The 25,878-nt window shown below is 73.2% G+C and carries 20 protein-coding genes; 11 read left to right on the top strand and 9 right to left on the bottom strand.

Features of this window, described 5'->3' with window-relative positions; genetic code table 11:
• Positions 1–193: 193 nt before the first annotated feature.
• Positions 194–877, bottom strand: coding sequence for an SGNH/GDSL hydrolase family protein (locus ACH4S8_RS21425; RefSeq protein ID WP_398396261.1), 684 nt, complete (start codon positions 875–877; stop codon positions 194–196).
• A 175-nt stretch (positions 878–1,052) separates the two neighbouring features.
• Here ACH4S8_RS21425 and ACH4S8_RS21430 point away from each other — a divergent pair, with 175 nt between their 5' ends.
• Entirely contained in the window at positions 1,053–2,051 is a 999-nt protein-coding gene (locus ACH4S8_RS21430; protein WP_398396263.1) for a WD40 repeat domain-containing protein, read from the top strand.
• 85 nt (positions 2,052–2,136) lie between these two features.
• Here the strand turns inward: ACH4S8_RS21430 and serC are convergent, their stop codons facing one another.
• The 7 genes from serC to ACH4S8_RS21465 form a co-directional block, all read right to left on the bottom strand.
• Positions 2,137–3,255, bottom strand: a complete 1,119-nt coding sequence (serC, locus tag ACH4S8_RS21435) for a phosphoserine transaminase (protein ID WP_398396265.1) — start codon at positions 3,253–3,255, stop codon at positions 2,137–2,139.
• A gap of 162 nt (positions 3,256–3,417) precedes the next feature.
• Complete coding sequence (locus tag ACH4S8_RS21440) at positions 3,418–4,641, bottom strand: cytochrome P450 (protein WP_398396267.1); 1,224 nt, start codon at positions 4,639–4,641, stop codon at positions 3,418–3,420.
• Positions 4,642–4,752: 111 nt separating this feature from the next.
• Complete coding sequence (locus ACH4S8_RS21445; protein ID WP_398396269.1) at positions 4,753–5,973, bottom strand: cytochrome P450; 1,221 nt, start codon at positions 5,971–5,973, stop codon at positions 4,753–4,755.
• The gene (locus ACH4S8_RS21450) at positions 5,970–6,608 is read right to left on the bottom strand and encodes a GTP-binding protein (RefSeq protein WP_398396271.1); all 639 of its coding nucleotides are present in this window, start codon (positions 6,606–6,608) and stop codon (positions 5,970–5,972) included. The genes ACH4S8_RS21445 and ACH4S8_RS21450 overlap by 4 nt, the downstream gene beginning before the upstream one ends.
• A complete protein-coding gene (locus ACH4S8_RS21455) occupies positions 6,589–6,945 on the bottom strand; it encodes a DUF742 domain-containing protein (protein ID WP_398396273.1) in 357 nt (118 codons plus the stop codon). The genes ACH4S8_RS21450 and ACH4S8_RS21455 overlap by 20 nt, the downstream gene beginning before the upstream one ends.
• Positions 6,942–7,349, bottom strand: a complete 408-nt coding sequence (locus ACH4S8_RS21460; protein ID WP_339130030.1) for a roadblock/LC7 domain-containing protein — start codon at positions 7,347–7,349, stop codon at positions 6,942–6,944. The genes ACH4S8_RS21455 and ACH4S8_RS21460 overlap by 4 nt, the downstream gene beginning before the upstream one ends.
• A complete protein-coding gene (locus ACH4S8_RS21465) occupies positions 7,346–9,175 on the bottom strand; it encodes an ATP-binding protein (protein WP_398396276.1) in 1,830 nt (609 codons plus the stop codon). Before ACH4S8_RS21465 ends, ACH4S8_RS21460 begins: the two co-directional genes overlap by 4 nt.
• A 228-nt stretch (positions 9,176–9,403) precedes the next feature.
• Here ACH4S8_RS21465 and ACH4S8_RS21470 point away from each other — a divergent pair, with 228 nt between their 5' ends.
• The 5 genes from ACH4S8_RS21470 to ACH4S8_RS21490 all read left to right on the top strand — a co-directional run bounded on the left by ACH4S8_RS21470 (position 9,404) and on the right by ACH4S8_RS21490 (position 17,306).
• On the top strand, positions 9,404–12,511 hold the full coding sequence (locus ACH4S8_RS21470; protein WP_398396278.1) for an FAD-binding and (Fe-S)-binding domain-containing protein: 3,108 nt from the start codon (positions 9,404–9,406) through the stop codon (positions 12,509–12,511).
• A gap of 46 nt (positions 12,512–12,557) precedes the next feature.
• The gene (locus ACH4S8_RS21475; RefSeq protein WP_398396280.1) at positions 12,558–13,682 is read left to right on the top strand and encodes a lipid II:glycine glycyltransferase FemX; all 1,125 of its coding nucleotides are present in this window, start codon (positions 12,558–12,560) and stop codon (positions 13,680–13,682) included.
• 169 nt (positions 13,683–13,851) lie between these two features.
• Positions 13,852–13,983 carry a hypothetical protein gene (locus tag ACH4S8_RS21480; RefSeq protein WP_398396282.1) on the top strand — a complete coding sequence of 44 codons (132 nt, stop codon included), beginning with the start codon at positions 13,852–13,854 and terminating at the stop codon, positions 13,981–13,983.
• Between the two features lie 111 nt (positions 13,984–14,094).
• On the top strand, positions 14,095–16,233 hold the full coding sequence (locus ACH4S8_RS21485) for an ABC transporter ATP-binding protein (protein ID WP_398396284.1): 2,139 nt from the start codon (positions 14,095–14,097) through the stop codon (positions 16,231–16,233).
• Between the two features lie 116 nt (positions 16,234–16,349).
• Positions 16,350–17,306 carry an EamA family transporter gene (locus ACH4S8_RS21490; RefSeq protein ID WP_398396286.1) on the top strand — a complete coding sequence of 319 codons (957 nt, stop codon included), beginning with the start codon at positions 16,350–16,352 and terminating at the stop codon, positions 17,304–17,306.
• A 348-nt stretch (positions 17,307–17,654) separates the two neighbouring features.
• Here ACH4S8_RS21490 and ACH4S8_RS21495 read toward each other — a convergent pair whose 3' ends face one another.
• Positions 17,655–18,425, bottom strand: a complete 771-nt coding sequence (locus ACH4S8_RS21495; RefSeq protein WP_398396288.1) for an SDR family oxidoreductase — start codon at positions 18,423–18,425, stop codon at positions 17,655–17,657.
• A gap of 151 nt (positions 18,426–18,576) precedes the next feature.
• On the opposite strand from ACH4S8_RS21495, the gene ACH4S8_RS21500 reads away from it, so the two are divergent.
• The 5 genes from ACH4S8_RS21500 to ACH4S8_RS21520 all read left to right on the top strand — a co-directional run bounded on the left by ACH4S8_RS21500 (position 18,577) and on the right by ACH4S8_RS21520 (position 25,873).
• Entirely contained in the window at positions 18,577–19,371 is a 795-nt protein-coding gene (locus ACH4S8_RS21500) for a TIGR03084 family metal-binding protein (RefSeq protein ID WP_398396290.1), read from the top strand.
• Positions 19,368–21,080 (top strand): acyclic terpene utilization AtuA family protein, encoded by a 1,713-nt coding sequence (locus tag ACH4S8_RS21505; RefSeq protein ID WP_398396292.1) that lies wholly within the window; start codon positions 19,368–19,370, stop codon positions 21,078–21,080. Before ACH4S8_RS21500 ends, ACH4S8_RS21505 begins: the two co-directional genes overlap by 4 nt.
• The gene (locus tag ACH4S8_RS21510; RefSeq protein ID WP_398396294.1) at positions 21,077–22,675 is read left to right on the top strand and encodes an acyl-CoA carboxylase subunit beta; all 1,599 of its coding nucleotides are present in this window, start codon (positions 21,077–21,079) and stop codon (positions 22,673–22,675) included. The genes ACH4S8_RS21505 and ACH4S8_RS21510 overlap by 4 nt, the downstream gene beginning before the upstream one ends.
• 8 nt (positions 22,676–22,683) lie before the next feature.
• Positions 22,684–24,564 (top strand): acetyl/propionyl/methylcrotonyl-CoA carboxylase subunit alpha, encoded by a 1,881-nt coding sequence (locus tag ACH4S8_RS21515; RefSeq protein ID WP_398396296.1) that lies wholly within the window; start codon positions 22,684–22,686, stop codon positions 24,562–24,564.
• Positions 24,565–24,712: 148 nt separating this feature from the next.
• Positions 24,713–25,873: an acyl-CoA dehydrogenase family protein gene (locus ACH4S8_RS21520; RefSeq protein WP_398396298.1), complete on the top strand. Its 1,161-nt coding sequence runs from the start codon at positions 24,713–24,715 to the stop codon at positions 25,871–25,873.
• The last annotated feature ends 5 nt before the right edge of the window (positions 25,874–25,878 follow it).

Below are 25,878 nucleotides of genomic sequence, written 5' to 3' on the forward strand. Positions count from 1 at the left end.
GAATCCCTCGCGGCGGAAACCATGACTCTTCCTCGAGTCGCGCCCAGAAAATTCGTCATTTTATTGAAACGGGTGGAATCGGCTCGTCATGTTGGGAATCCGGTCACCGGCCAGTGGTCTTCTTCATGAGGGCGCGGGGTTCCTGGAAGGTGCGGGGGATGCTCGGTCGCGGGAAACACGCCCGTCCCCACGGTCAGGCCGACTGGGCCGTGTACGGCTCGCCCAGGTCCCACGCCTGGTGCATCGCCTCCGCGAAACCCTCCGCGATCCTGTGCTCGCCGCTCGCGTTCGGGTGGGTGCCGTCGTACGTGTCGAAGTCGATGTCGTACGAAGCCGGCGGGGACGCGAGCAGCAGGGGGGAGCGCGGTTCGTCGAGGTCGGCGACCGTCTTGGCGAGGAGCTCGTTGAACGCGGCCACCTCGGCGGCGAAGGGGGCGTCGTCCCGGGCCCGGACGTTCGGTATCACCGGGAGCAGGACCATGCGGACGCGCGGGTTCGCGGCGCGGGCCTCCTCGACGAAGAGGCGGACGTTGTCGGCGGTCTGGACGGCGTTCGTGTAGAAGCCGAGGTCGATGAGCCCGAGCGAGACCAGCAGGACGTCGGCGCGCTGCCTGCGGACGCTCTCGCGGATCAGCGGGGCCATGTGCAGCCAGCCCTCGCCCCAGCCGGCCAGGTGGGCGCGGGGGAACTCCGGGTCCGCGTACTCGTAGGAGTCGGGGGAGTCCGTCGCCTTGTCGTAGAGCGTCTCGCGCGGACCGACGATCTTGAACGGGCCCCCGTACGTCGCGCGCAGGTGCTGCCACATCCGGTAACGCCATGTGTGTTCGCCCGCGCTACCGATCGTCATGGAGTCGCCGACGGGCATGAACCTGAGCATCCGATCATCATGGACGATCGGCCCGGGTGCCATGGGCCCGGACGGTGTGAAGCTGGACACGCGGGCGCGCGGTCCGGGGCGGTGTACGGGGCCGGGCGGGCGCGAGGGCCGGGCGGCGGGCGTTCCGACGGGCGGCGGCGACGTGAACGGGCTTGCGGGATGGCAGGCTTGGGGCATGCGCCGATCGCCCTCGTTCGTGTCCGGAGCCGCCGCCGGAGCCCTTGCCGGAGCGGCCCTCGTCCTCGCCCTGGCGGCGCCCGCCCTCGCCGACGGCGGGGACGGGGGATTCACCATCAAGGACCCCCGGATCAAGGAGTCCAGCGGACTCGCCGCCTCGCGCATCCACCCGGGCGTCTACTGGACCCACAACGACAGCGACGACGGGCCCTACCTCTACGCGGTCGACAGCAGGACCGGCCGGACCGTCGCCACGGTCACCATGAGCGGGGTCGGCGCGCCCCGGGACGTCGAGGCGATCTCGCTGGGCCCCGACGGCGACCTCTACGTCGGTGACATCGGCGACAACCTCGGCGGCAAGTGGGACCACGTGTGGATCTACAAGCTCCCCGAGCCGAAGGTGCTCAAGGACCAGACGGTCCGCGCCACCCAGTACGTCGTGAAGTACGCGGACGGTCCCCGTAACGCGGAGGCGCTGATGGTGCATCCGAAGACGGGGCGCGTCTACATCGCCGACAAGAACGAGGACGGCGGTCACCTCTACGAAGGACCCGCCGAGCTCTCGGCCACGGCCACCAACGTCTTCAAGCCCGTCGCCACCGTCGACCTGTGGGTCACGGACGGCGCGTTCTCCCCCGACGGCCGGCAGCTCGCCGTGCGCGGCTATTTCGGCGGCATCGCGTACGCCTGGAACGGTGGCCGGATCAAGCGCCAGGAGCGCCTGAACGTGCCCCTCCAGGGCCAGGGCGAGTCGGTCACCTACACGCCCGACGGATCGAAGCTCATGTACGGCAGCGAGGGCGCGGACAGCCCCGTGGAGCCGGAGGACGCCCCGGGTGCCCCGGGGTCCGGCGCCGACTCGTCCGCCAAGGGCGGCGGTTCGGCCGCCGGGGGCGCGAGCGGCGGCGGAACGAGCGGTCAGGTGAAGGCCGGCGCCATCGCGGTCGCGGCCCTCTTCGCCGTGGTCTTCGGCATCAGGCGCCTGCGCCGCCGCTGACCCGCGGACGAAGGCCGTGGAAACGGCCGAGGGGCGCCCCGCACGCTCGCGCGCCGGACGCCCCTCGGTCCCGTCCCGGGAACGGTTACAGCTTCTCGATCACGTAGTCGATGCAGTGCGTCAGCGCCTCGACGTCCGCCGGGTCGATCGCCGGGAACATGGCGACGCGCAGCTGGTTGCGGCCGAGCTTGCGGTAGGGCTCGGTGTCGACGATGCCGTTGGCGCGCAGCACCTTGGCGACGGCGGCGGCGTCGATCTCGTCGGCGAAGTCGATCGTGCCGATGACCTGCGAGCGCTTGGCCGCGTCCGTCACGAACGGGGTGGCGTACTTGCTGTCCTCGGCCCAGCGGTACAGGCGGGTCGAGGAGTCCTTCGTGCGGGCCGAGGACCAGGCGAGGCCGCCCTGGCCGTTGATCCACTCCAGCTGCTCGTTGAGCAGGAAGATCGTGGCCAGCGCCGGGGTGTTGTACGTCTGGTTCTTGCGGGAGTTGTCGATCGCCGTGGGCAGCGAGAAGAACTCCGGGATGTGCCGGCCCGAGGCGTGGATCCGCTCGGCGCGCTCGATCGCGGCCGGGGAGAACACGCCGATCCACAGGCCGCCGTCGGAGGCGAAGGACTTCTGCGGGGCGAAGTAGTAGACGTCGGTCTCGGCGATGTCGACCGGGAGACCGCCGGCGCCGCTCGTCGCGTCCACGAGGACCAGCGCGCCCTCGTCGGCGCCCGCGACCCGCTTGATCGGGGCGGCGACACCGGTGGAGGTCTCGTTGTGGGTGAAGGCGTAGACGTCGGCGCCCGCCTCGGCGACCGGCTCGGGGTGCGTGCCCGGGTCGGAGGAGACCACGGTCGGCTCGGCGAGCCACGGGGCGAGCTTGGCCGCCTTCGCGAACTTGGAGGAGAACTCGCCGAACGTGAGGTGCTGCGACTTGTTCTCGATCAGGCCGTGCGTCGCGACGTCCCAGAACGCGGTGGAGCCGCCGTTGCCGAGGACGACCTCGTACCCGTCGGGCAGGGAGAACAGCTCGCGCACGCCCTCGCGTACCTTGCCGACCAGGTTCTTGACCGGGGCCTGGCGGTGGGATGTGCCGAGCAGGGAGGTGCCGGTCGCGGCCAGCGCGTCCAGTGCCTCCGTCCGCACCTTGGAGGGGCCAGCGCCGAATCGTCCGTCGGCGGGCTTGATGTCAGCGGGGATCTGGATATCAGCCACGCCAGGAGCCTAGCCGTTCCGGGAAACCTCGGTGAAACGTCGTCCGTCGGCTGAGACGGGGCGTGTTGACGGAACGTGCTGACGGCGCGAGTGCCGGAGGGGCCGTGGCGGCCCCTCCGGCGGTCTGCGGCCGGTCCGTTCAGTTCACTCGGCTCACTCGGCTCACTCGGCGGTGAGCCGGACCGGCAGTTCGAACAGGTCGTTCTGCGTCACCACCGGCTTGTTGCGCAGCTCCGACACCGGAACGGCCAGGTCCAGGGCCGGGAAGCGCTCGTACAGGGCGGGCAGGGCGACGCCGGCCTCCAGGCGGGACAGGGCCGCGCCGGGGCAGACGTGGGGGCCGTGGCCGAAGGAGATGTGCCGGTTCTTGCCGGTGCGCGCGATGTCGAACTCGCCCGCGGTGGGTCCGTGGGCGTTCTCGTCGCGGCCGATCGCGCCGTACGACACGATGAGCGCGTCGCCCGCCGGGATCACCTTGTCGCCGACCGGGACGTCCTCCGTGGCGAAGCGGATGAGGACGTGGGAGGTCGGGGTGGCGAAGCGCAGGGTCTCCTCGACGACCGCGGACCAGTCCGCCTCGCCGGACAGGACGAGGGCGCGCTGGTCGGGGTGGGCGGAGAGGTTGACGACCGCGTTGACGATGAGGGAGATCGTCGTCTCGTGGCCGGCCGCGACCATCAGCTGGAGCGTGGAGACGATCTCGGCGTCGGTGAGGTGGTCGCCGTCCTCGGAGGCCAGGATCAGCGCGCTGGTCAGGTCGTCGCCGGGCTCGGCCCGCTTGGCCGCCACCGTCTCGGCCATGATCCCGGCCAGTTCGGTGAGGGTCGCGATGACCTCCGCGGGCGGGGTCTGCGTCGAGAAGAACTTCTCGAACAGCTCCTTCAGGCGGGGCAGCCGCGACTCCTCGATGCCCATGAGGTCGGCGATGACGTACATCGGCAGGGGGTAGGCGAAGTCGGCCTTCAGGTCGACGACGTCCCCGGTGAGGTCGTCGAGCAGACTCTCCGTCAGTTTCGAGATCCGCTCGCGCATCTGCTCCACCCGGCGCGGGGTGAGTGCCTGCGCGACCAGGGTGCGCATCCGCCGGTGGTCCGCGCCGTCCACGGTGAGCATGGAGCGGCCGGGGTTGGCGAGCCCGATCAGCGGCCAGTCGGGGGCGATCTCGCCGCGCTGCCAGGCGCCCCAGACGTTGATGTCCTTCACCAGACGGGGGTCCGTGAGCAGGGCGCGCGCCTCGGCGTGGTGGGTGACGGCCCACACCGGGACACCGCCGGGCAGTTCGACGGCGGCGAGCGGCCCCGCGGCACGCAGCGCGGCGCTCTCGCCGTCCAGGTCGGTGACGAAGGGGTCCAGGACTATGCGGTTCTCTTCGGTACCGGTGGTCATGCGGGGGTGCCTCCAAGGGCTGGGGTGGGGGTGAAGCGTTTTCCCCGGGGGCATGGGGACAGCCCCGGGCCCCGGCCGGGCGGGGTGCGTCGGCCGGGTGCATGGGGGGTCTCAGAGGACGGGTACGGGCGTGAACCGTACGGGCAGTTCGCTCAGGCCCCGCAGCCACGGGGAGGGGCGCCGGGTCAGCGACTTCGCGGGTACGGCCAGGTCGATGTCCGGCAGCCGGTCCAGCACGACCTCGATGCCGGTCCGCGCGATGACCTCGGCGACCTCCTGGGCCGGGAACGGGCAGCGGTGCTCCCCGTGGCCGAAGGAGAAGTGGGCGTTGTTGCCCCCGGTGAGCGCGGAACTGTCGGTGCGGACCTGGGGGTCGGAGTTGGCGCCCTGCAGACCGAGCAGCAGCAGGTCGCCGGCGCGGATGCGGCGGCCGCCCAGCTGGGTGTTGCGGGAGGCCCAGCGCCCGGCCACGTTCTGGGTGGGGGTGTCCTCCCACAGGACCTCGTTCATGGCCTCGGCGACGCTGTGCCGGCCGCCGAACAGGGAGGCCGCGAACCGCTCGTCGGTGAGCATCAGACGCAGCGAGTTGCCGATCCAGTCGGCCGTGGGCTGGTGGCCGGCGGCCATCATGACCATCAGGTCCTGGACGATCTCCATGTCGTCGAAGCCCGCGGTGTTCGCGAGCATCCGCGAGACGACGTCGGCGGCGGGCGACTCCTTGCGGTCCGCGATCAGCCGGGCCATGGAGGCGGCGAGGTGCTGCTGTCCGGCCAGCGCGCCCTCGCGCCCGTTGATCATGTCGTTCAGGGCGGTGACCAGACCCGGGCCCTGCTCGTCCGAGAAGCCGTAGAGCGTCGCGAGGACCCGTACGGGCAGCAGGGCCGCGTAGTCGCCGATGAGGTCCGTCTCGCCCTTGGGGCAGATCGCGTCGATCAGCTCGTCGGCGAACTTCTCGGTCTGGGAGCGGAGTTGGAAGGGGTCGACGGCTTCGAGGGCGTCGCTGATCATCGCGGCGCGCTCGCGGTGGCGCTCGCCGACGGTGTAGAGGATGGAGGGCTGCCTGCGGCCGATCATCGGCAGCAGCGGCCAGTCGTCGGGGATGCGGTCCCACTGGCTCCACAGTTCCGAGTCCCGGCTGAACAACTGCGGGTCGCCGGTGACCTGGTGCAGCTCGCGGTAGCCGAGCACGAGCCAGGCCGGGACGTCGCCGTCGAGGACGACCGGGACGACGCTGCCGTGGTCGCGCCGCATCTCCCGGTACAGCTCGGCGGGTTCGGTCTGGAACCGCGGCCCGCCGAGGGGGACGGGCGCGGATGCGGAGGCGGGGGTCACAGCACGGGCTCCGGTGATTGAAGGGCGCCTTCCGCGGCAGCGGCGCCGTGACGGGCGTGGAGGGACTGGAGGTGCTCCACCAGCGTGATCAGCACCCGCTTGCTGGACTCCCGGGAGCGGGCGTCGCAGTCGAGCAGGGGGACGTGCGGGTCGAGGTCGAGGGCCTCGCGGATCTGCGCGGGGGTGTGCGGGGGCCCGCCGAAGTCGTTGCAGGCCACGATGAAGGGCGTGCCGTGGTGCTCCAGCCGGTCGATGGCGTACCAGGACTCGTCGATGCGGCGGGTGTCGACCAGGACGATCGCCCCGAGCGTCCCGGAGAACAGCCGGTCCCACAGGAACCAGAACCGCTCCTGCCCGGGCGCGCCGAACAGGTACAGGATGTTGTGCGTGTCCAGCGTGATGCGTCCGAAGTCGAAGGCGACGGTGGTCGCGGACTTGCCGCGGACCTCGCTGATGTCGTCGACGGCCTCGCCGGCCTGCGTCATCGTCTCCTCGGTGTTGAGGGGACGTATCTCGCTGACCGAGCGGACGAGGGTCGTCTTGCCGACACCGAAGCCGCCCACGATCACGATCTTGAGGCCGTTGTCGGCGGACGCGGACAGGGGCGCACGAGCGTCAGAGGTTACGGAGTCCAACGAGCACCTGCTCCAGGATGTCGGGATCGGGAAGACCGGAAGGAACAGTGGTGTGCGGGTGACGGGCGCTGACCCGGCCCGTGGAGAGCAGGTCGGAGAGCAGGACCCGGGTGATCGACACCGGCAGTCCCAGCTCCGCCGCGATCTCCACGACCGCCGTCGGCCGTTCGCACAGCCGCAGGATCGCGACGTGCTCGGACTGCATGCCCGCCACCGGGTCGCACTCGGCGACCACCAGGGTCACGAGGTCGAAGGGGGTGTCGGGGCCGGACCGGGTGCGCCCTTGGGTGAGGGTGTACAGCCGGTCGGGCGCGTCGTCCCTGCCCGGACGGCTCATGACGACCGGGGCGGCGCGGTCAGGTGCTCGCCGAGTTGTTCCACGAGTTCGCTCATGTTGTGTCCCACCAGTCCGGCGTCGGCGTCCTCGGCGGTGACGACGGCGAGGTGCGCGCCGTCGCCCGCCTCCACGATGAACAGCACCCCTCCGTAGAACTCGGCCATCGCCGAGCGCACGCCCCCGCTGCCGTCGCCGAACTCCACGGAGGCCCCGTGGGACAGCGACTGGATGCCGGCGGCGATGGCGGCGAGCTGGTCGGCCTGGTCGACCGACAGCTCCGGAGTGCGGCACAGCTTCAGTCCGTCGCGGGAGAGTACGAGCGCGTGCCGTGCGCCCGGGGTGCGCTCGAGGAGGCCCTCGATGAGCCAGGTGAGCTTCTCGTCGGCGGTGAGGGTGCCGGTCATGGGGTGGTGTCGCCTTCCGGGAGCGCGTGCGCGGTGGGGGTCGTGGGGGTGGGAGTGCCGGTGGGTGCGGGGGTGTGGTCCTCGGGCCGTGCCGGGACCTCGGCCGGCGGCGGACCGTCGGCCGCCCCGGCTCCGGGGGCGCCCGGCGCGGTGCCGCGTACCGCCTGGCGGAAGGTGCCGAAGCGGGCGGCCGACCGGTTCTTGGGGTCGTCGCCGGTCCGGGGTTCGGGGGCGGCCGGGGGCGTGGCGTGCGAGCGGCTGCGCTCGGCGTGGGCGAGGGTGCGTCCGCGGCGGCGCTTGGGGAGACCTCCGGTGGAGGCGGGGCCCTGCTCGTGCCGGGGCGAGTCGTGGGTCGGGACCGGGTCCGGGTCGAGGTCACCGGCCGCGCGGGCGGCGGCGTACGACACGGGAGCCACGGGGGACGCGGCGGATTCCCGGGGCGTACGGGACTCCTGCGAACCCGGCGACCGCCGGGGCTCCGGCGCGCTCTCGCCGTTCGGGGACGCCGGTGCGGACGTGTGGCCGCCGACGGTGGTCGGGGCCGGTGCGACGGGCTCGGGTCCGGCCGTCAGCGGGGCCGCGACGGGGGGAAGGTTCGGCTGGGTGAGGATGTCCTGCGGGATCAGGACCAGGACGCCGGTGCCGCCGCGGGCGGAGGGCCGGAAGGACACCTTCAGGCCGTACTTGCGGGCCAGCCGGCCGACCACCGCGAGGCCGAGGCGGGTGCCGGTGAGGCCACCGAGATCGGACGCGTTCACGATGTCCCCGGCGACGGCGCGTTCGGCGCGCCGCAGCTGCACGTCGCCCATGACCAGGCCGCTGTCCTCGACGGACACGATGACGCCCGCGGGGACCTCTTCGACGTACACGTGCACTTCGGCGGTGGGCGGCGAGAAGGTGGCGGCGTTGTCGAGGAGTTCGGCGAGCGCGTGCATGACGCCCTCGGCCGCGTGTCCGGCGACGGCGGCCTCGCTGGCGGAGTGGACGCGCACCCGCTGGTAGCCGCCGATGCGGCCCATGGCGCCGCGCAGGATCGACTCCATGACGATCGGGCGGGCCCAGCGGCGTCCCGAGCGCGCGCCCGTCAGGACGGCGACGGAGTCGGCGAGACGGCCGGCCTGCGCGGTGCGGTGGTCGAGGTGGAGGAGGTCGGCGAGGACGTCCTCGTCTGAGTGCCTCTCCTCCATGGCCCGCAGGTCGGCGAGCATGCCGGTGGACAGTGCCTGCATGCGTCCGGCCGCGTTGGCGGTCGCCGCGACCGCGGCGGTCCGGTTGCTGTCGGCCTGCCGGGCGCGCTCGGAGAGTTCGGCGTTGTGCTCGGCGAGCCGGTCGCGGTCGCCGGTGAGCAGGTCCCGCTCCTGGGTGAACCGCGCGGTGAGCAGGTCCCGTTCCTCGGCGAACTCCGCTGTGAGGCGGGCGCGTTCGCGGGCGGCCTCCTCGGTCAGGCGGATCCGCTCCTGGGTCGCGGCCTCGGCCGCGCGGGCGCGTTCCCGGGCGGCGTCGCCGGTGAGGCGGGCCCGTTCCTGGCCGAACTCCTCGGCCGCGCGGGCGCGTTCCTGCAGCAGCCGGCCGACGTCCTTCGTCACGTCGTCGAGGCGCCGCAGGGCAAGTCGCCTGGCCTGTACGGCGTGGGCGGCCACCGCGACGGCGGCGCACAGCAGTAACGCGGCGGTGCCGGTGCCCCAGGCGAGAGGGACGCGGGTCGGTCGGGGGGCCGCCAGGACGGCGGCCACCACCGCGGCGGCGGCCGGGACGGCGGCGATCAGCGCGGCTTTCGCCGTGGTGCGCGGGGTGGGTCGTTCGCCGGACGGCAGGGGCGGGGTCATCAATCGGTCCTCGGTCGTGTTCTGGGGGGAGAACGTGTCCTCGGTCGTGTCCTCGGTCGGTCCTGGGCGAGAAGCGACACATGATGCTCAACTCGCCGTCACTATATGAGAGTTCGTGATCCGATTGGGAAGCTTCGGGAAGCGGTTTCATGATCGCTCCGGCATTTCGGGGCCTTTCGGGTGCACGTCCGCCGGGCCGTCACCGGTGCCCGGCGGCATCCTGGAGACATGACGGATCTGGGTGGACGGCCGGAGGGACACACGGACGAGGGGCTCGCCGGACGGCTCCGGTCCGAGCTGGCGCGGGCCGTGCGCGGCGAGGTCTCCTTCGGCGCGACGGCACGGGCGCTGACCACCATGGACGCCTCCAACTACCGGCGCGTACCGCTCGGTGTGGTGGCCCCGCGGGACGCCGGCGACGTCGCCGCCGCCCTCGCGGTGTGCCGCTCCCACGGCGTGCCGGTCGTGGCGCGCGGCGGCGGCACCTCGATCGCCGGACAGGCCACGGGCACCGGTGTCGTCCTGGACTTCACCCGCCACATGAACCGGATCCTCGCGCTGGACCCGGACGCCCGTACCGCCGTCGTCCAGCCCGGCGCCGTCCTCGACCGCCTCCAGGAAGCCGCCGCCCCGCACGGGCTGCGCTTCGGCCCCGACCCCTCCACCCACAGCCGCTGCACCCTCGGCGGAATGATCGGCAACAACTCCTGCGGTTCCCACTCGGTCGCCTGGGGCACCACGGCGGACAGCGTCCGGGGGCTCACGGTCGTCGGCGCCGACGGGAACACGCGCCGTCTCGGCCGCGACGGGCAGGGCGCCCCGGACGGCCTGAAGGCCCTGGTCGAGAGCGAGTTGATGCTGCTGCGCACCGGCTTCCCCGATCTCCCGCGGCGGATCTCCGGGTACGCCCTCGACGCGCTGCTGCCCGAGCGCGGCGCGGACGTGGCCCGCGCGTTCTGCGGCTCCGAGGGCACCTGGGGCCTGCTCACCGAGGCGGTCGTCCGCCTGGTCGAGGCACCCGGGGCGACGGCACTGGCCGTCCTCGCCTATCCCGACGAGAGCGCTGCCGCGGACGCCGCGGCCGGCCTGCTCGGGCACGGGCCGCTGACCGTGGAGGGCATGGCCGCCGACCTCGTGCCCGCCGACGCGGGGCTGCCGCGCGGCGGGGCCTGGCTGTTCGTGGAGACGGGCGGCGGATCGCCGGCCGAGGCACGCGCGCACGCGGACACGATCGTGCGGGCGGCGGACGTGCGGGACGCCCTGGTGGTCACCGACCCGGCGGGGCAGCGGGCGCTGTGGCGGCTGCGGGAGGACGCCGCCGGCACCGCGACCCGGATGCCGTACGCCGGTGACGGCTCCCCGCCCGGCGCCGGCCGCGGACTCGGTGCCGAGGCCTGGCCCGGCTGGGAGGACTGCGCGGTGCCGCCCGCCCGACTCGGCGCGTATCTGCGGGACTTCCGGGCCCTGCTCGCCGCCCACGGCCTGCGCGGCACCCCGTACGGGCACTTCGGCGACGGCTGCATCCACGTCCGCATCGACTTCGACCTGATCTCCGCGGCGGGCGTCACCCGCTTCCGGCGCTTCTCGGAGGAGGCGGCCCGTCTCGTCGTCTCCCACGGGGGCTCGCTGTCCGGCGAGCACGGGGACGGGCAGGCGCGCGCGGAACTGCTGCCCGCCATGTACGGCGCCGAGATGGTCCGCCTCTTCGAACGGGCGAAGGACCTCTGGGACCCGGACGGCCTGCTCAACCCCGGCATGCTCGTGCGCCCGCACCGGCTGGACCAGAACCTGCGGTTCGCCGTGCTGCCGAAGCGCCCGGTGGACGTGGAGTTCGGCTATCCGGCGGACGGCGGCGACTTCTCGGCGGCGGTGCGCCGCTGCGTGGGCGTCGCCAAGTGCCGTACGGCATCGGCGCCGGGCGGCGCCGAGGTCATGTGCCCCTCCTTCCGGGCCACCGGCGACGAGGCCCACTCCACGCGCGGGCGGGCCAGACTGCTGCACGAGATGCTCGCCGGTGAGATCGTCACCGACGGGTGGCGCTCGACGGAGGTCCGCGACGCGCTGGACCTGTGCCTGTCCTGCAAGGGGTGCAGGTCCGACTGCCCGGTCGGCGTCGACATGGCCACCTACAAGGCGGAGTTCCTGCACCACCACTACGCCGGCCGCCGTCGTCCCGCCGCCCACTACACCCTGGGACGGCTCCCCTTCTGGCTCGCCGCGGTGACCCGCACCCGCTCGGCCCGGCTCGTCAACTCCCTCGCGTCCCTGCGCCCCTTGGCCGCCGTCGCCAAGCGCCTCGCCGGTGTCGCCCCCGGACGGGACATCCCGCGGCTGGCTCCGGAGACGTTCAGCCGGTGGTGGTCGGCCCGGTTCCGGGACCGGGCGCGGGCGTACGTGCGCGAGCGGCGCCGGAGCGGGGAGGACGGCCCGGGGGGTCCGGGCGGTCCCGGTGGGGCGGAGAGCGGGGTGCGGCGGGGTGGGGGCGGGCTCTTCCCGGGCTTCGCCGGGAAGACCGTCCTCCTGTGGCCGGACACCTTCACCGAGCATCTGGAACCCGCCGTCGGACAGGCCGCCGTACGGGTCCTGGAGGCCGCCGGACTGGCCGTGCTGCTGCCGCCGAGGACGCCCTGGCGGCACGGGCCCGTCGGAGACGGGGTCACCCGGGGCCCCCTGCGCCTCACCACGCTGCTCCCGCGGTGCCGCCGGCGCGTCTGCTGCGGACTGACGTACGTCTCGACCGGCCAGCTCGACCGCGCCCGCGCCGTCCTGCGCCGCACCCTCGCCCTCATGGAGCCCTACCTCGCCATGGACGGCCTCCCCGTCGTCGTGCTGGAGCCGAGCTGCGCCGCGGCCCTGCGCACGGACCTGCCCGAGCTGCTGCCCGGCGACCCGCGCGCGGCGCGGCTGGCGGCGGCGGTGACGACCTTCGCGGAGGCACTGGAGAGGTACGCGCCGGACTGGACGCCGCCCCGCCTGGACCGCCCGGCCACCGGCCAGACGCACTGCCATCAGCACGCGGTCCTCGGCGACGCGGCCGAACGACGGCTGCGCGAGGCGGCGGGCCTGAACGGCACCCTCGCCGGCGGCTGCTGCGGCCTCGCGGGCAACTTCGGCTTCGAGAGGGGCCACGAGGAGGTGTCGCGGGCCTGCGCGGAGGAACAGCTGCTCCCGGCGGTCCGCGCGGCCGACGACACCGCGGTGGTCCTCGCCGACGGCTACTCCTGCCGCACCCAGCTGGCCCAGCTGTCCGGCCGCCGGGGCCGCCATCTGGCGGAGGTGCTGGACGCGGCGCTGGACGACGGCCCGCGGACGGACGGATCCGCGGGAATCCCGTAAGTACGCTGGGATTTCACCGGCCGACGGACTTCGAGGAGCCACGCGCATGACCCTCCGCCTGCAGGCGATCACCCGTGACGAACACCTCGCGTTCGTCCGCTCGCGGCCCTCGGCCAGCCATATGCAGGTGCCGTCCTGGGGGGACGTGAAACCGGACTGGCGTGCGGAGAGCCTCGGCTGGTTCGACGCGGACGGCCGCCTCCGGGGCGCCGGTCTCGTACTGCTGCGCCCGCTGCCGAAGCTCAAGCGGTACCTCGCGTACCTGCCCGAGGGGCCCGTCATCGACTGGCACGACCCGGACCTCGCCGAACGCTGGCTCCGGCCGATGGTCGCGCACCTGAAGTCACGCGGCGCGTTCACCGTGAAGATGGGTCCGCCCGTGGTCGCGCGCCGATGGAGCGCGGACACCGTCAAGACGGCCATCGCCGATCCGGCGGCGCGGCGCCTCGGCGAGGTGACGGCGACCTCGTACGAGCCCGGTGCCGCGGAGATCGCCGGCCGGCTGCGGGGCATGGGCTGGAAGCGGACCGAACCGGGCGGCGAGGACGGCTTCGCGGCGGGACAGCCGCGCTACGTCTTCCAGGTCCCCTTCGCCGGACGGTCCCTGGAGGAGATCCACAAGGGCCTCAACCAGCAGTGGCGGCGCAACATCAAGAAGGCCGACAAGGCCGGCGTCGAGGTGGTCCGCGGCGGCTACGACGACCTGCCCGCCTTCTACGAGCTCTACGCGGAGACGGCGGAGCGGGACCGCTTCATCCCGCGCCCGCTGCCCTACTTCCAGCGGATGTGGACCTCGCTGACGGCCGAGGACCCCGACCGCATGCGGCTCTACCTCGCCCGCCACGAGGGCGACGTCCTCGCCGCGGCCACCATGCTGACCGTCGGCACCCATGTCTGGTACTCCTACGGCGCCTCCACCGGCCGCAAGCGCGAGGTCCAGCCCAACAACGCCATCCAGTGGCGCATGATGACCGACGCCCACGCGCTGGGCGCCGCCGTCTACGACTTCCGCGGCATCACCGACACCCTCGACGAGAGCGACCACCTCGTCGGCCTCCTGCGCTTCAAGGCGGGCGCGGGCGGCGAGGCCGCGGAGTACCTCGGCGAGTGGGACTTCCCCATCAACCGGCTGCTGCACAAGGCCCTTGACGTCTACATGACCCGGCGCTGACGTCATTCTCAGCGAACCTCGGAAACACCCAGCTTTCCCCAGGGTATTCACAGCGCTCCTTTGCCATTTTTGCCGTCGTGGGGAGCTGGGGCGCGTGTAGGTTCATTGATGTCGGGAGCCGGACGCGGAATTCCCGGACCAATGGACCGTCGAACACGAGGAGTCGGAAATGAGCTTCAGGAAGCTTGCCCCGCTGCCCCCCAAGCCCAAGTCGAAGCAGCTCCCCCCGCCCCCGCCGCCGAAGCCGAGGAAGCGGGCGCACAAGCCGCTGCCCAAGCCGCTGCCCGGCCACGACGGCTGATCCGTCGGTGAACGCGTGAGGGGGGTCGATGGTGCACCGTCGGCCCCCCTCGCGCGTTTCCTAATTCAAGGGCGACCGGATTTCGGTGACGGAAAGCGAGGGGAATGTGAAATGGGTGACGAGGAAAGCGGGAACATTGAACCCGAATCCGAATCCGAACTCGAAGGCGAGGAAACCCCGGCCATTTCGGCCCGTGCCGCATTTCGCCGTTTCTGGCCGCTGACCAGGGGACTGCGCCGCCCGCTGCTGATCGTCTGGCTGTGCACGGTGCTCGCCGCGCTGGCCGAGACCGAGGCCGTCCTGCTCTTCGGCGACCTCACCGACCACGCCCTGCAGAAGGGTTCCCTCGACGCGTTCTGGAGTCCGGCCGCCCAGTGGCTGGGCATCGCCGTCGTCGGCGCGATCGTCGCGTACGCGGGCAACTCCCTGGCCGCCTGGGCGACGGAGCGCTTCGTGATGCGGCTGCGCGAGCACGTCTTCGACCATGTGCAGCAGCTGCCCCCGCACTTCTTCCAGCGCCACCGCCAGGGCGATCTGCTCTCCCGCCTGACCGGTGACGTCGAGGCCATCGAGACGATGGTCGTGTCCGGTCTCGTGGGCGCCGCCTCGGCCGCCTTCAGCGCGCTCTTCTACGCGGCCGCCGCCTTCTGGCTGCGCTGGGACCTCGCGGCCGCCGCCTTCGTCCTCGCCCCGCTGTTCTGGCTGGCGGCCCGGCGTTTCTCCGGCTCCATCAAGGACGTCTCGCGCGCGGGCCGGGTCGCCGACGGCGCGATCACCTCCGTCGTCGAGGAATCCCTCGGCAACATCGTGCTGACGCAGGCCTACGACCGCCGGGACGCGGAACGCCGCCGGCTGGGCGAGGAGGCGAACGCCTGGTTCAGGGCCGCCGTCCGCTCGACGCGCCTCAACGAGGCGTACGAGCAGCTCGTCCAGGTCATCGAGACGGTGTGCGTCCTCGCCGTGATCGGCATCGGCGCCTGGGAGATCTCCACCGGCCGGATGACCCTCGGGCAGCTCCTCGCCTTCTCCGCCTTCCTCGGCTACCTCTACCCGCCCGTGCGCGGCCTCGCCCAGCTGGGCCTCACGGTCACGGCGGCGACGGCGGGCGCGGAACGGCTCATCGAGATCCTCGACGTGAAGCCGTCGGTCACCGACCCCCGGCACGGCACGGAGACCGGCCGCCCCGACGGCGCGGTGGAGGTCCGGGACGCGGTGTTCGGCTACCCCGGCGCCGAGGCCACCGCCCTGCGGGGGCTCTCCTTCGCGGTCGCCCCGGGCGAGCTCGTGATCATCACGGGGCCGAGCGGCGCGGGCAAGTCCACGGTGTCCAAGCTCCTCCTGCGCTTCTACGACCCCGACGCGGGCGAGGTGCTCCTGGACGGCGTACCGCTGCGGGACTTCCCGCTGGCCCGGCTGCGCGAGTACGTCACCCTGCTCCCGCAGGAGACCCTCGTGCTGCACGACACGGTCCGCGCGAACATCGCCTGCGGCCGCCCCGGCGCCAGTGAGCGGGCGATCGTCGAGGCGGCGAAGGCGGCCGACGCGCACGACTTCGTCGAGCGGCTGCCCGACGGCTACGACACCAGGATCGACCCCGGCTCGGCCCGGCTGTCCGGCGGCCAGCTCCAGCGCCTGGCCATCGCCCGCGCGATCCTGCGCGACGCCCCGGTCCTGGTCCTGGACGAGCCGACGACCGGCCTGGACGCGATGGCCGCGCGCCGGGTGGTCAAGCCGCTGCGCCGCCTGATGGCGGGCCGCACGACGATCATGATCACCCACGACCTCAACCTCGCCCCGGACGCCGACCGCATCCTCGTCGTCGACCGCGGCCGGATCGTCGAGACGGGCCGCCACGAGGAACTCCTGGCCCGCGGCGGGGCGTACGCCCGGCTGCACCGCTCGCAGAACGACACCGCGATGGACACCGCCGAGCTGCGGCTGCCGCTGTTCGAGGAGCGGGAGGCCGCGGCGCAGCCGTACGCGTACGCACCCGGGTACGCGTACGCACCCGAGTACGCGTACGCACCCGGGTACGGCCATGCACCCGGGTACGGGCACGCACCCGGGTACGGGCATACGTACGCGTACGCGGCCGGGCCGGGCGGTGGCGGTTCGCCCGAGCCGTACTCCGCCGCCCCGTCCGGGACCGCGCCGGCCCCCGAGGCGTACGGAACCGTCCCCGCCGCGCTCCCGGACGGCCGCCCGCTGTTCCGCGACGAGGGCCCCTGGCCGGGCGTGCCGGGCAGCTGAGTCTCAGCATCCAGGACAGCTACATAAGCGGTTCACACTCCTGACGAAGTCCACTACCCTGGACTCGGTAGTGCATCGTGATGAACACCCGACCGAGCCAGCCCCCAGGACCGCCCGTGAGCACCCCCAGCGCCACCACCCCGTCGCCCGCGCCCGCCGCCGGGACGGACCACGTTCCCGTGTCCGCGGGCGGCGCACCCGGTCGTCTCGGTTCCCTCGGGCCCGTCGGGCTGGTGCTGGCCGGGGGCATCTCGGTCCAGTTCGGCGGCGCCCTCGCGGTGACCCTCATGCCGCGGGCCGGCGCGCTCGGCGTGGTGACCCTGCGTCTGCTCGCCGCCGCGGTGATCCTGCTCGTGGTCTGCCGCCCCCGGCTGCGCGGCCATTCGCGCGCCGACTGGGGGACGGTCGCCGTCTTCGGCATCGCCATGGGCGCGATGAACGGCCTCTTCTACGAGTCGGTGGCCCGCATCCCCCTCGGCCCCGCCGTCACCCTGGAGGTGCTCGGCCCCCTCGCCCTCTCGGTGCTGGCCTCCCGCCGCGCGGTCAACGCCGTGTGGGCGGGCCTCGCCCTGTGCGGGGTCTTCCTGCTGGGCGGCGGAGGGTTCGGCGACCTGGACCCGGCGGGCGTCGCCTTCGCGCTCGGGGCGGGCGCGATGTGGGCGGCGTACATCGTCTTCAGCGCTCGTACGGGCCGCCGGTTCCCGCAGGCCGACGGCCTGGCGCTGGCCATGGGGGTGGCGGCGCTGCTGTTCCTGCCGCTGGGGATCGTCTCGTCCGGCACCCGGCTGCTGGACCCGACCACGCTGGCCCTGGGCTCGGCGGTGGCGGTGCTGTCCTCGGTCCTCCCGTACACCCTCGAACTCCTCGCCCTGCGCCGCCTGCCCGCCTCCACCTTCGCGATCCTCATGAGCCTGGAGCCCGCCATCGCGGCGACGGCGGGCTTCCTCATCCTCCACCAGTCCCTGTCCGCCATCCAGGCGGCGGCGATCGCCCTGGTCATCGGCGCGAGCATGGGAGCGGTGCGGACGCAGGTGGGGCGGGGGAAGGCGACGGTCCCGGTCGACGCGCCCTGACACCGGCCCGGTGCGGGGCTCGTGGCCGGGCGTCCAGGCGTGAGCCGCCGACCTCGCGGTGCGAGGCCCGGACACCCACGCCCACCGGGCGCCTCCTGACACCGGCCGGTGCGGACGCAGGTGGGGCGAGGGAAGGCGACGGTCCCGGTCGACGGCCCCTGACACCAGCCCGGTGCGGGGCTCGTGGCCCCTCGGCCCTGCGCGAGCCGCCGACCTCGCGGTGCGAGGCCCCGACAACCCGCGCCCACCGGGCGCCCCCGACGGCCACGCCCACCCGGCACCCTCGGTGCGACGCCCCCGGCGTCCGCGACGTCCACGCGCCCCGGCGGCGGCCGGGGCGCGCCCGGCTCAGGAAGCCGTCTCCAGCCACTGCGCGAACGCCGGGCCGGTCAGCCGGGCGTCCGCCCCCGGGAGCAGGCCGCCGTTCTCGAACAGGTCCCGCTCCGGATTGCCCGGATCGCTCACGGCGACCACCTTCACGGCCGGGTCCCGGCGGGCCATCAGCAGCCGGGCCGCCTCCTCCAGGCTCTCCTCGCGCGGACCGGCCACCTCCGGGAACGGGGCCCGCGCCCCCGGTGCCTCCTCCGCCTCCGCCAGCTCCACCAGTGCCTCCGCGACGGCCCGCGCCGCCACCAGCTGCGTGCGCATCCTCGGCACGTGGACCGTGTCGCCCTGGCGACCCCACTGCGTGAACTGCTCCACGAGCTCGTGGAACTGCGCCGCCCGCAGCACCCGCACCGGCACCGGTCCGGCCAGCACGGCGCGCTCGTGCTCCAGCTTGGCCGCGTTGTAACCGGCGGCCGAGGCGTCGATGCCGATGATCGACACGACCACCAGCCGGCCGACCCCGGCCTTCTGCCCGGCCTCGTGCAGATTGCGGGCCGCGGCCGTGAAGAACTCCGTCGCCACCTCCTGGTCGGGCGAGGGCGTGCTGGACGCGTCGATCACGACGTCCACACCCTCCAGCGCCTCGGCCAGTCCGGCGCCGGTGACGATGTCGACCCCGGTGGCCCGGGACATCGGTACGACGGTGTGCCCGCGCTCCGTCAGCACGTCCACGACATGCCGCCCGAGCCGTCCGGTCGCCCCGGCCACCGCGATCTTCTTGGTCTCGCTCATGCTCACGTCTCCCTCTGCGTCCCTCTTGTCGCCTCGTCATCGGTATGACGGACCGGGGACGGGGGATGTGACGGGTTCGGGGCGGGCCGCGGGGAAATAAATTGATGCAAGCATGCTTGATTGTTTCTGGGGGCGCTGACATGCTCCCCCCATGTCCGATCCGACGCCCGTGTTCGACGATCTGCGTGACGAAAGCGAAGAACTCGACCGGCTCGTGGCCGAGTTGAGCCCTGACCGGTGGGCACTCGCCACGCCCGCCCCCGGCTGGACCGTCGCCCACCAGATCGCCCACCTCGCCTGGACCGACCACTCCGCCCTCCTCGCCGTCACGGACGCCGACGCCTTCCACGGCCTCGTCGAGAAGGCGCTCGCGGCGCCCGGGACGTTCGTGGACGAGGGCGCCGACGAAGGGGCCCGGCTGCCGTCCGCCGAACTGCTCGCGCGGTGGCGCACGGGGCGCGCCGCGCTGGACTCGGCCCTGCGTGCGTCCGTGCCCGGCACCCGCTTCCCCTGGTACGGCCCGCCCATGTCCGGCGCCTCCATGGCCACCGGTCGGCTCATGGAGACCTGGGCCCACGGTCAGGACGTCGCCGACGCCCTGGGTGTGGTCCGTACCCCCACCGACCGCCTTCGGCATGTGGTCCGCATCGGTGTGCGGGCACGGGACTTCGCCTTCGGCGCGCGCGGGCTCGCCGCGCCCGCCGAGGAGTTCCGGGTGGAGATCCTCGCCCCCTCCGGCGACACCTGGGCCTACGGTCCAAAGGACGCCCCCCAGCGTGTCACCGCCCCCGCCCTCGACTTCTGTCTGCTGGTCACCCAGCGGGCGCACCGCGCCGACGTCGCCGTGAACGCCGAGGGGCCCGACGCCGACCGCTGGCTCGACATCGCCCAGGCCTTCGCGGGCCCGCCCGGTGAGGGACGACCGCCGAAGGGGGAGGCGGAGTGACGCTGCGCATAGGCAATGCCTCCGGCTTCTACGGCGACCGCTTCGACGCGATGCGCGAGATGCTCACCGGCGGCGAACTGGACGTCCTCACCGGCGACTACCTCGCCGAGCTGACCATGCTGATCCTGGGCCGGGACCGGCTGAAGGACCCCGCCGCCGGATACGCCCGTACCTTCCTGCGCCAGCTGGAGGACTGTCTCGGCCTGGCGCACGAGCGGTCCGTGAAGATCGTGACGAACGCCGGGGGCCTCAACCCGGCCGGACTCGCGGACGCGGTGCGCACGCTGGCCGGACGCCTCGGCATCCCGGTGCGCGTCGCCCACGTCGAGGGCGACGACCTGACCGCCGCGTTCCCCCGAGCTCTCGACTCCGCTCGACCAGGGGGGACCCCCATGGGCAGCCTCGCCGCCCACGCCTACCTCGGGGGCTTCGGCATCGCCGAGTGCCTGTCGGCGGGCGCGGACATCGTGGTCACCGGCCGGGTGACCGACGCGGCCCTGGTCACCGGGCCCGCCGCCGCCCACTTCGGCTGGCGGCCGGGGGAGTACGACCGGCTCGCGGGAGCCGTCGTGGCCGGGCACGTGCTGGAGTGCGGCACCCAGGCCACCGGCGGCAACTACTCCTTCTTCGGCAGGGGTGACGTACGCCGGCCCGGGTTCCCGCTCGCGGAGATCCACGAGGACGGCACCTGCGTGATCACCAAGCACCCCGGCACCGGCGGGTTCGTGGACGTCGGCACGGTCACCGCGCAGCTGCTGTACGAGACCGGGGGCGCCCGGTACGCGGGACCCGACGTCACCGCCCGCCTGGACACCGTACGGCTGAGCCAGGACGGCCCGGACCGGGTGCGGATCGAGGGTGTGCGCGGCGAGGCCCCGCCCCCCACCCTCAAGGTCGGCCTCAACAAGCTCGGCGGCTTCCGCAACGAGGTGACCTTCGTCCTGACCGGACTCGACATCGAGGCCAAGGCCGCGCTCGTGCGTGAGCAGATGGGCGACGCGCTCGCCAAGTCGCCGCCCGCACAGGTGCGGTGGGAACTGGTGCGCACCGACCGGGCCGACGCGGACACCGAGGAGACGGCGAGCGCCCTGCTGCGGCTCGTCGTCCGCGACCCCGACCAGGCCGCCGTGGGGCGCGCGCTCAGCGGAGCCGCCATCGAGCTGGCCCTCGCCAGCTACCCCGGCTTCCATGTGGTGGCCCCACCGGGGAAGGGCGCGCCCTATGGGGTCTTCGAGGATGTGTACGTCCCCCAGGGCGCCGTCGACCATGTGGCCGTCCTCCACGACGGGAGCCGCCTCTCGGTGATCCCGGCCCAGGACACGCTCGTACTGGAGACGCTCGAAGAACCGCCCCTGCCCGAGCCGTTGCCCGCGGGGCCGACCCGGCGGGTCCCTCTCGGGCTGGTCGCGGGCGCCCGCAGCGGCGACAAGGGCGGCAACGCCAACGTCGGCGTCTGGGTCCGCACCGACGAGGCCTGGCGCTGGCTCGCCCACGAGCTGACGGCCGACCGCTTCCGGGAGCTGCTGCCGGAGAGCGCGGGTCTGACCGTCGTCCGGCACCTCCTGCCCCACCTGCGCGCCCTCAACTTCGTGGTCGAGGGGATCCTCGGCGAGGGCGTCGCCTCCCAGGCCCGCTTCGACCCGCAGGCCAAGGCCCTCGGCGAATGGCTCCGCTCCCGTCACCTCGATATTCCGGAGGTCCTGCTATGACGGTCCTTTCGTCCGCCCTGGACGCGGGCGGCCAGGACTACCGGGCGAACCGCGAGGCCATGCTCGCGAGGCTCGCCGACCTGGACACCGAACACGCCAAGGCCCTCGCGGGCGGCGGGGAGAAGTACGTCGAGCGGCACCGGGGGCGCGGCAAGCTGCTCGCCCGCGAGCGCATCGAGCTGCTCCTCGACCCGGACACCCCCTTCCTGGAGCTGTCCCCGCTGGCCGCCTGGGGCAGCGACTACACCGTCGGCGCCTCCCTGGTCACCGGCATCGGGGTGGTCGAGGGCGTCGAGTGCCTGATCACCGCCAACGACCCGACCGTGCGCGGCGGCGCCAGCAACCCCTGGAGCCTGAAGAAGGCGCTGCGGGCCAACGACATCGCGCTGGCCAACCGGCTGCCCTGCATCAGCCTCGTCGAGTCCGGGGGCGCCGACCTGCCCTCCCAGAAGGAGATCTTCATCCCCGGGGGCGCGATCTTCCGCGACCTCACGCGGCTGTCGGCGGCCGGGATCCCCACGGTGGCCGTGGTCTTCGGGAACTCCACCGCCGGAGGCGCGTACGTCCCCGGCATGTCCGACCACGTGATCATGGTCAAGGAGAAGGCGAAGGTCTTCCTGGGCGGTCCGCCGCTGGTGAAGATGGCCACGGGCGAGGAGAGCGACGACGAGTCGCTGGGCGGCGCGGAGATGCACGCGCGCGTGTCGGGCCTCGCGGACTACTTCGCCGTCGACGAGCGGGACGCGCTGCGCCAGGCCCGCCGGGTCGTCGCCCGGCTCAACCACCGCAAGGCGTACGGCGATCCGGCCCCGGCCGCGCCGCCCAAGTACGACGAGGACGAGCTCCTGGGGATCGTCCCGGGGGATCTCAGGCATCCCTTCGACCCGCGCGAGGTGATCGCCCGGATCGTCGACGGCTCGGACTTCGACGAGTTCAAGCCGCTGTACGGGACGAGCCTCGCCACCGGCTGGGCGAGCCTGCACGGCTACCCGGTCGGCATCCTCGCCAACGCCCAGGGCGTGCTGTTCAGCGCCGAGTCGCAGAAGGCCGCCCAGTTCATCCAGCTGGCCAACCAGCGCGACATCCCGCTGCTCTTCCTGCACAACACCACCGGCTACATGGTCGGCAAGGAGTACGAGCAGGGCGGCATCATCAAGCACGGCGCGATGATGATCAACGCGGTGAGCAACTCGAAGGTGCCCCACCTGTCCGTGCTGATGGGCGCCTCCTACGGAGCGGGCCACTACGGGATGTGCGGGCGGGCCTACGACCCCCGGTTCCTGTTCGCCTGGCCCAGCGCCAAGTCGGCCGTGATGGGGCCGCAGCAGCTCGCGGGCGTCCTGTCGATCGTCGCCCGGCAGTCGGCCGCGGCGAAGGGCCACCCGTACGACGACGAGGCCGACGCGGCGCTGCGCGCCATGGTGGAGCAGCAGATCGAGTCCGAGTCGCTGCCCATGTTCCTGTCCGGGCGGCTGTACGACGACGGGGTCATCGACCCGCGCGACACCCGCACCGTCCTCGGCCTGTGCCTGTCCGCGATCCACACGGCGCCCTTCGAGGGCGCGCGCGGTGGCTTCGGCGTCTTCCGGATGTGAGGGATCACGTGATTTCGAGTCTGCTGGTCGCCAACCGGGGCGAGATCGCCTGCCGGGTCTTCCGCACCTGCCGCGCGGCCGGGGTGCGTACCGTCGCGGTGTATTCGGACGCCGACGAGAACGCCCTGCACACGCGGGAGGCGGACGCGGCGGTGCGGCTTCCGGGGTCGACGCCCGCCGAGACGTATCTGCGGGGCGACCTGATCGTGCGGGCCGCGCTGGCGGCGGGCGCGGACGCGGTGCACCCGGGGTACGGCTTCCTGTCGGAGAACGCGGCGTTCGCGCGGGCGGTGACCGACGCGGGTCTTGTGTGGGTCGGGCCGTCTCCCGAGGCGATCGAGGCGATGGCGTCCAAGACGCGGGCCAAGAAGCTGATGGGGCTCGAACCGCTGGAGCGGGTCACCGCCGAGGACCTGCCGGTGCTGGTCAAGGCCGCCGCGGGCGGCGGCGGGCGCGGGATGCGGATCGTCCGCGAACTGGCCGATCTGGACGCCGAGTTGGAGGAAGCCCGGGCCGAGGCGCTGAGCGCCTTCGGTGACGGCGAGGTGTTCGTCGAGCCGTACGTGGAGGGCGGCCGGCACGTCGAGGTGCAGATCATGGCCGACGCGCACGGAACGGTCTGGCCGCTCGGCACCCGGGACTGCTCCCTCCAGCGCCGCCACCAGAAGGTGATCGAGGAGGCGCCGGCCCCCGGACTCGGGGACGAACTCACGCGCACGCTGTACGAGTTGTCGGTGCGCGCCGCCCGCGCGGTGGACTACGTCGGCGCCGGAACGGTCGAGTTCCTGGTCGCGGGCGAAACCGCGCACTTCCTGGAGATGAACACCCGGCTCCAGGTCGAACACCCGGTGACGGAGGCCGTGTTCGGGGTCGACCTGGTGGCCCTGCAGCTGCGGGTCGCGGAGGGGGAACGACTGGAGGGCGAGCCCCCGCCCGCGCGGGGCCACGCGGTGGAGGCCCGGCTGTACGCCGAGGACCCGGCGGGCGCCTGGGCGCCCCAGACGGGCACCCTGCACAAGATCGCCGTCCCGGACGGCGTCCGGCTGGACACCGGGTTCACCGACGGAGACTCGGTCGGCATCCACTACGACCCGATGCTCGCGAAGGTCGTCGCGCACGGCGCCACCCGCGCGGAGGCGGTGCGGAAACTGGCCGGCGCCCTGGAGCGGGCCACGGTCCACGGCCCGGTCACCAACCGGGACCTGCTCGTACGGTCGCTGCGGCACGAGGAGTTCACCGGAGCCCGGATGGACACGGGCTTCTACGACCGTCACCTCGCGGCTCTGACCGAGCCCGCCCCGGACCCCTGCGCCCCGCTGGCCGCCGCCCTGGCCGACGCGCACGGGCGGTCGCGGTTCGGCGGCTGGCGGAACCTGGCCTCGCAGCCGCAGACCAGGCGCTACCGCGTGCACGGCGCCGAGCACGAGGTCCGCTACCGGCACACGCGCGAGGGCCTCGCGGTCGACGGGGTGCGCGTGCTGCACGCCGACGCGGGCCGCGTCGTCCTCGAAGTGGCGGGTGTGCGGCGGACGTTCGAGGTCGCGCGGTACGACGGCGGCCAGGTCTTCGTGAACGCGACCGCGCTGACCGAGCTTCCCCGCTTCCCCGATCCGACCGCCGACCGGGCTCCGGGCTCGCTGCTCGCGCCGATGCCCGGCACCGTGGTCCGGGTGGCCGAGGGGCTGGCCGAGGGCGCCGCCGTGCGGGCCGGGGAGCCGCTGCTGTGGCTGGAGGCGATGAAGATGGAGCACAGGATCTCGGCACCGGCGGCGGGGACGCTCACCGCTCTGCACGCCGTCGTCGGACAGCAGGTGGAGGTGGGTGCGCTGCTGGCCGTCGTGACGGAGGAGGCGGTGCCCGGCCGGGCACCGGAGGACGACGCCGGATGAGAGGGCGCCCCGCTCCGGGGCGCCCGGCCGCACCCCCGCGCACACCGCTCCGGGGCGCCGGACCGTAGTGCCGCGAACGGTTCCGCCGCGCGGCCCGACAGCTATGCACAGGCCGTATTTTCCGTACTCTCCGTACCGAGGAGCCCTCATGAGCCCTGTCACAGAGACCGACGAACACAAGGCGCTCCGTTCCGCGGTCGCCGCGCTCGGCAAGCGCTACGGCCGCGCGTACCTCACCAAGGCCGTCGCCGAGGGCGGTCACCCCGACGAGCTGTGGGCCGAGGCGGGCAAGCTCGGCTACCTCGGGGTGAACCTCCCGGAGGAGTACGGCGGCGGAGGCGGCGGCATCGCCGAACTGTCCATCGTTCTGGAGGAGTTGGGCGCGGCGGGCTGTCCGCTGCTGATGCTCGTCGTCTCGCCCGCCATCTGCGGCACGGTCATCGCCCGCTTCGGCACCGAGGAGCAGAAGCGGGCGTGGCTGCCGGGCCTGTCGGACGGCACCCGCACCATGGCGTTCGGCATCACCGAGCCCGACGCCGGCTCCAACTCGCACCGCATCACCACCACGGCCCGCCGCGACGGCACCGACTGGGTCCTGACCGGCCGCAAGGTGTTCATCTCCGGCGTCGACATCGCCGACGCGACGCTCATCGTGGGCCGCACCGAGGACGCGCGCACCGGCAGCCTCAAGCCCTGCCTGTTCATCGTCCCGCGCGACGCCGAGGGCTTCGGCCGACGCCAGATCGACATGGAACTGGCCAGTGCCGAGAAGCAGTTCGAGCTCACCCTGGACGAGGTGCGGCTGCCGGCCGACGCGCTGGTCGGCGACGAGGACGCGGGACTGCTCCAGCTGTTCGCCGGGCTCAACCCGGAGCGGGTGATGACGGCCGCGTTCGCGATCGGCATGGGCCGTTTCGCGCTCGCCAGGGCCGTCGAGTACGCGCGCGAGCGGACCGTCTGGAAGGCGCCGATCGGCGCCCACCAGGCGATCGCCCACCCGCTCGCGCAGGCCCACATCGAACTCGAACTGGCCCGGCTGATGATGCAGAAGGCCGCGTACCTGTACGACGCGGGGGACGACATCGGGGCGGGGGAGGCGGCCAACATGGCCAAGTACGCGGCCGGGGAGGCCTGTGTACGGGCCGTCGACCAGGCGGTGCACACCCTCGGGGGCAACGGCCTCACCCGGGAGTTCGGCCTCGCCTCCCTGATCACGGCGGCGCGCGTGTCTCGTATCGCACCGGTCAGCCGGGAGATGATTCTCAACTACGTCTCCCACCAGACCCTGGGTCTGCCCAAGTCGTACTGAGCGCT

Origin of the sequence: Streptomyces sp. NPDC021080 (assembly GCF_044333225.1) — a bacterium.
Taxonomy (GTDB): domain Bacteria; phylum Actinomycetota; class Actinomycetes; order Streptomycetales; family Streptomycetaceae; genus Streptomyces.

Excerpts from the sequence above, each read along its gene's own strand:
- ACH4S8_RS21470 (WP_398396278.1), top strand. The coding sequence starts at position 9,404 with ATGACGGATCTGGGTGGACGGCCGGAGGGACACACGGACGAGGGGCTC.
- ACH4S8_RS21460 (WP_339130030.1), bottom strand. The coding sequence starts at position 7,349 with ATGACCGGCACCCTCACCGCCGACGAGAAGCTCACCTGGCTCATCGAG.
- ACH4S8_RS21485 (WP_398396284.1), top strand. The coding sequence starts at position 14,095 with ATGGGTGACGAGGAAAGCGGGAACATTGAACCCGAATCCGAATCCGAA.
- ACH4S8_RS21495 (WP_398396288.1), bottom strand. The coding sequence starts at position 18,425 with ATGAGCGAGACCAAGAAGATCGCGGTGGCCGGGGCGACCGGACGGCTC.
- ACH4S8_RS21455 (WP_398396273.1), bottom strand. The coding sequence starts at position 6,945 with ATGAGCCGTCCGGGCAGGGACGACGCGCCCGACCGGCTGTACACCCTC.
- ACH4S8_RS21510 (WP_398396294.1), top strand. The coding sequence starts at position 21,077 with ATGACGGTCCTTTCGTCCGCCCTGGACGCGGGCGGCCAGGACTACCGG.
- ACH4S8_RS21430 (WP_398396263.1), top strand. The coding sequence starts at position 1,053 with ATGCGCCGATCGCCCTCGTTCGTGTCCGGAGCCGCCGCCGGAGCCCTT.
- ACH4S8_RS21440 (WP_398396267.1), bottom strand. The coding sequence starts at position 4,641 with ATGACCACCGGTACCGAAGAGAACCGCATAGTCCTGGACCCCTTCGTC.
- ACH4S8_RS21480 (WP_398396282.1), top strand. The coding sequence starts at position 13,852 with ATGAGCTTCAGGAAGCTTGCCCCGCTGCCCCCCAAGCCCAAGTCGAAG.
- ACH4S8_RS21475 (WP_398396280.1), top strand. The coding sequence starts at position 12,558 with ATGACCCTCCGCCTGCAGGCGATCACCCGTGACGAACACCTCGCGTTC.
- ACH4S8_RS21500 (WP_398396290.1), top strand. The coding sequence starts at position 18,577 with ATGTCCGATCCGACGCCCGTGTTCGACGATCTGCGTGACGAAAGCGAA.
- ACH4S8_RS21465 (WP_398396276.1), bottom strand. The coding sequence starts at position 9,175 with ATGACCCCGCCCCTGCCGTCCGGCGAACGACCCACCCCGCGCACCACG.
- ACH4S8_RS21520 (WP_398396298.1), top strand. The coding sequence starts at position 24,713 with ATGAGCCCTGTCACAGAGACCGACGAACACAAGGCGCTCCGTTCCGCG.
- ACH4S8_RS21425 (WP_398396261.1), bottom strand. The coding sequence starts at position 877 with ATGCTCAGGTTCATGCCCGTCGGCGACTCCATGACGATCGGTAGCGCG.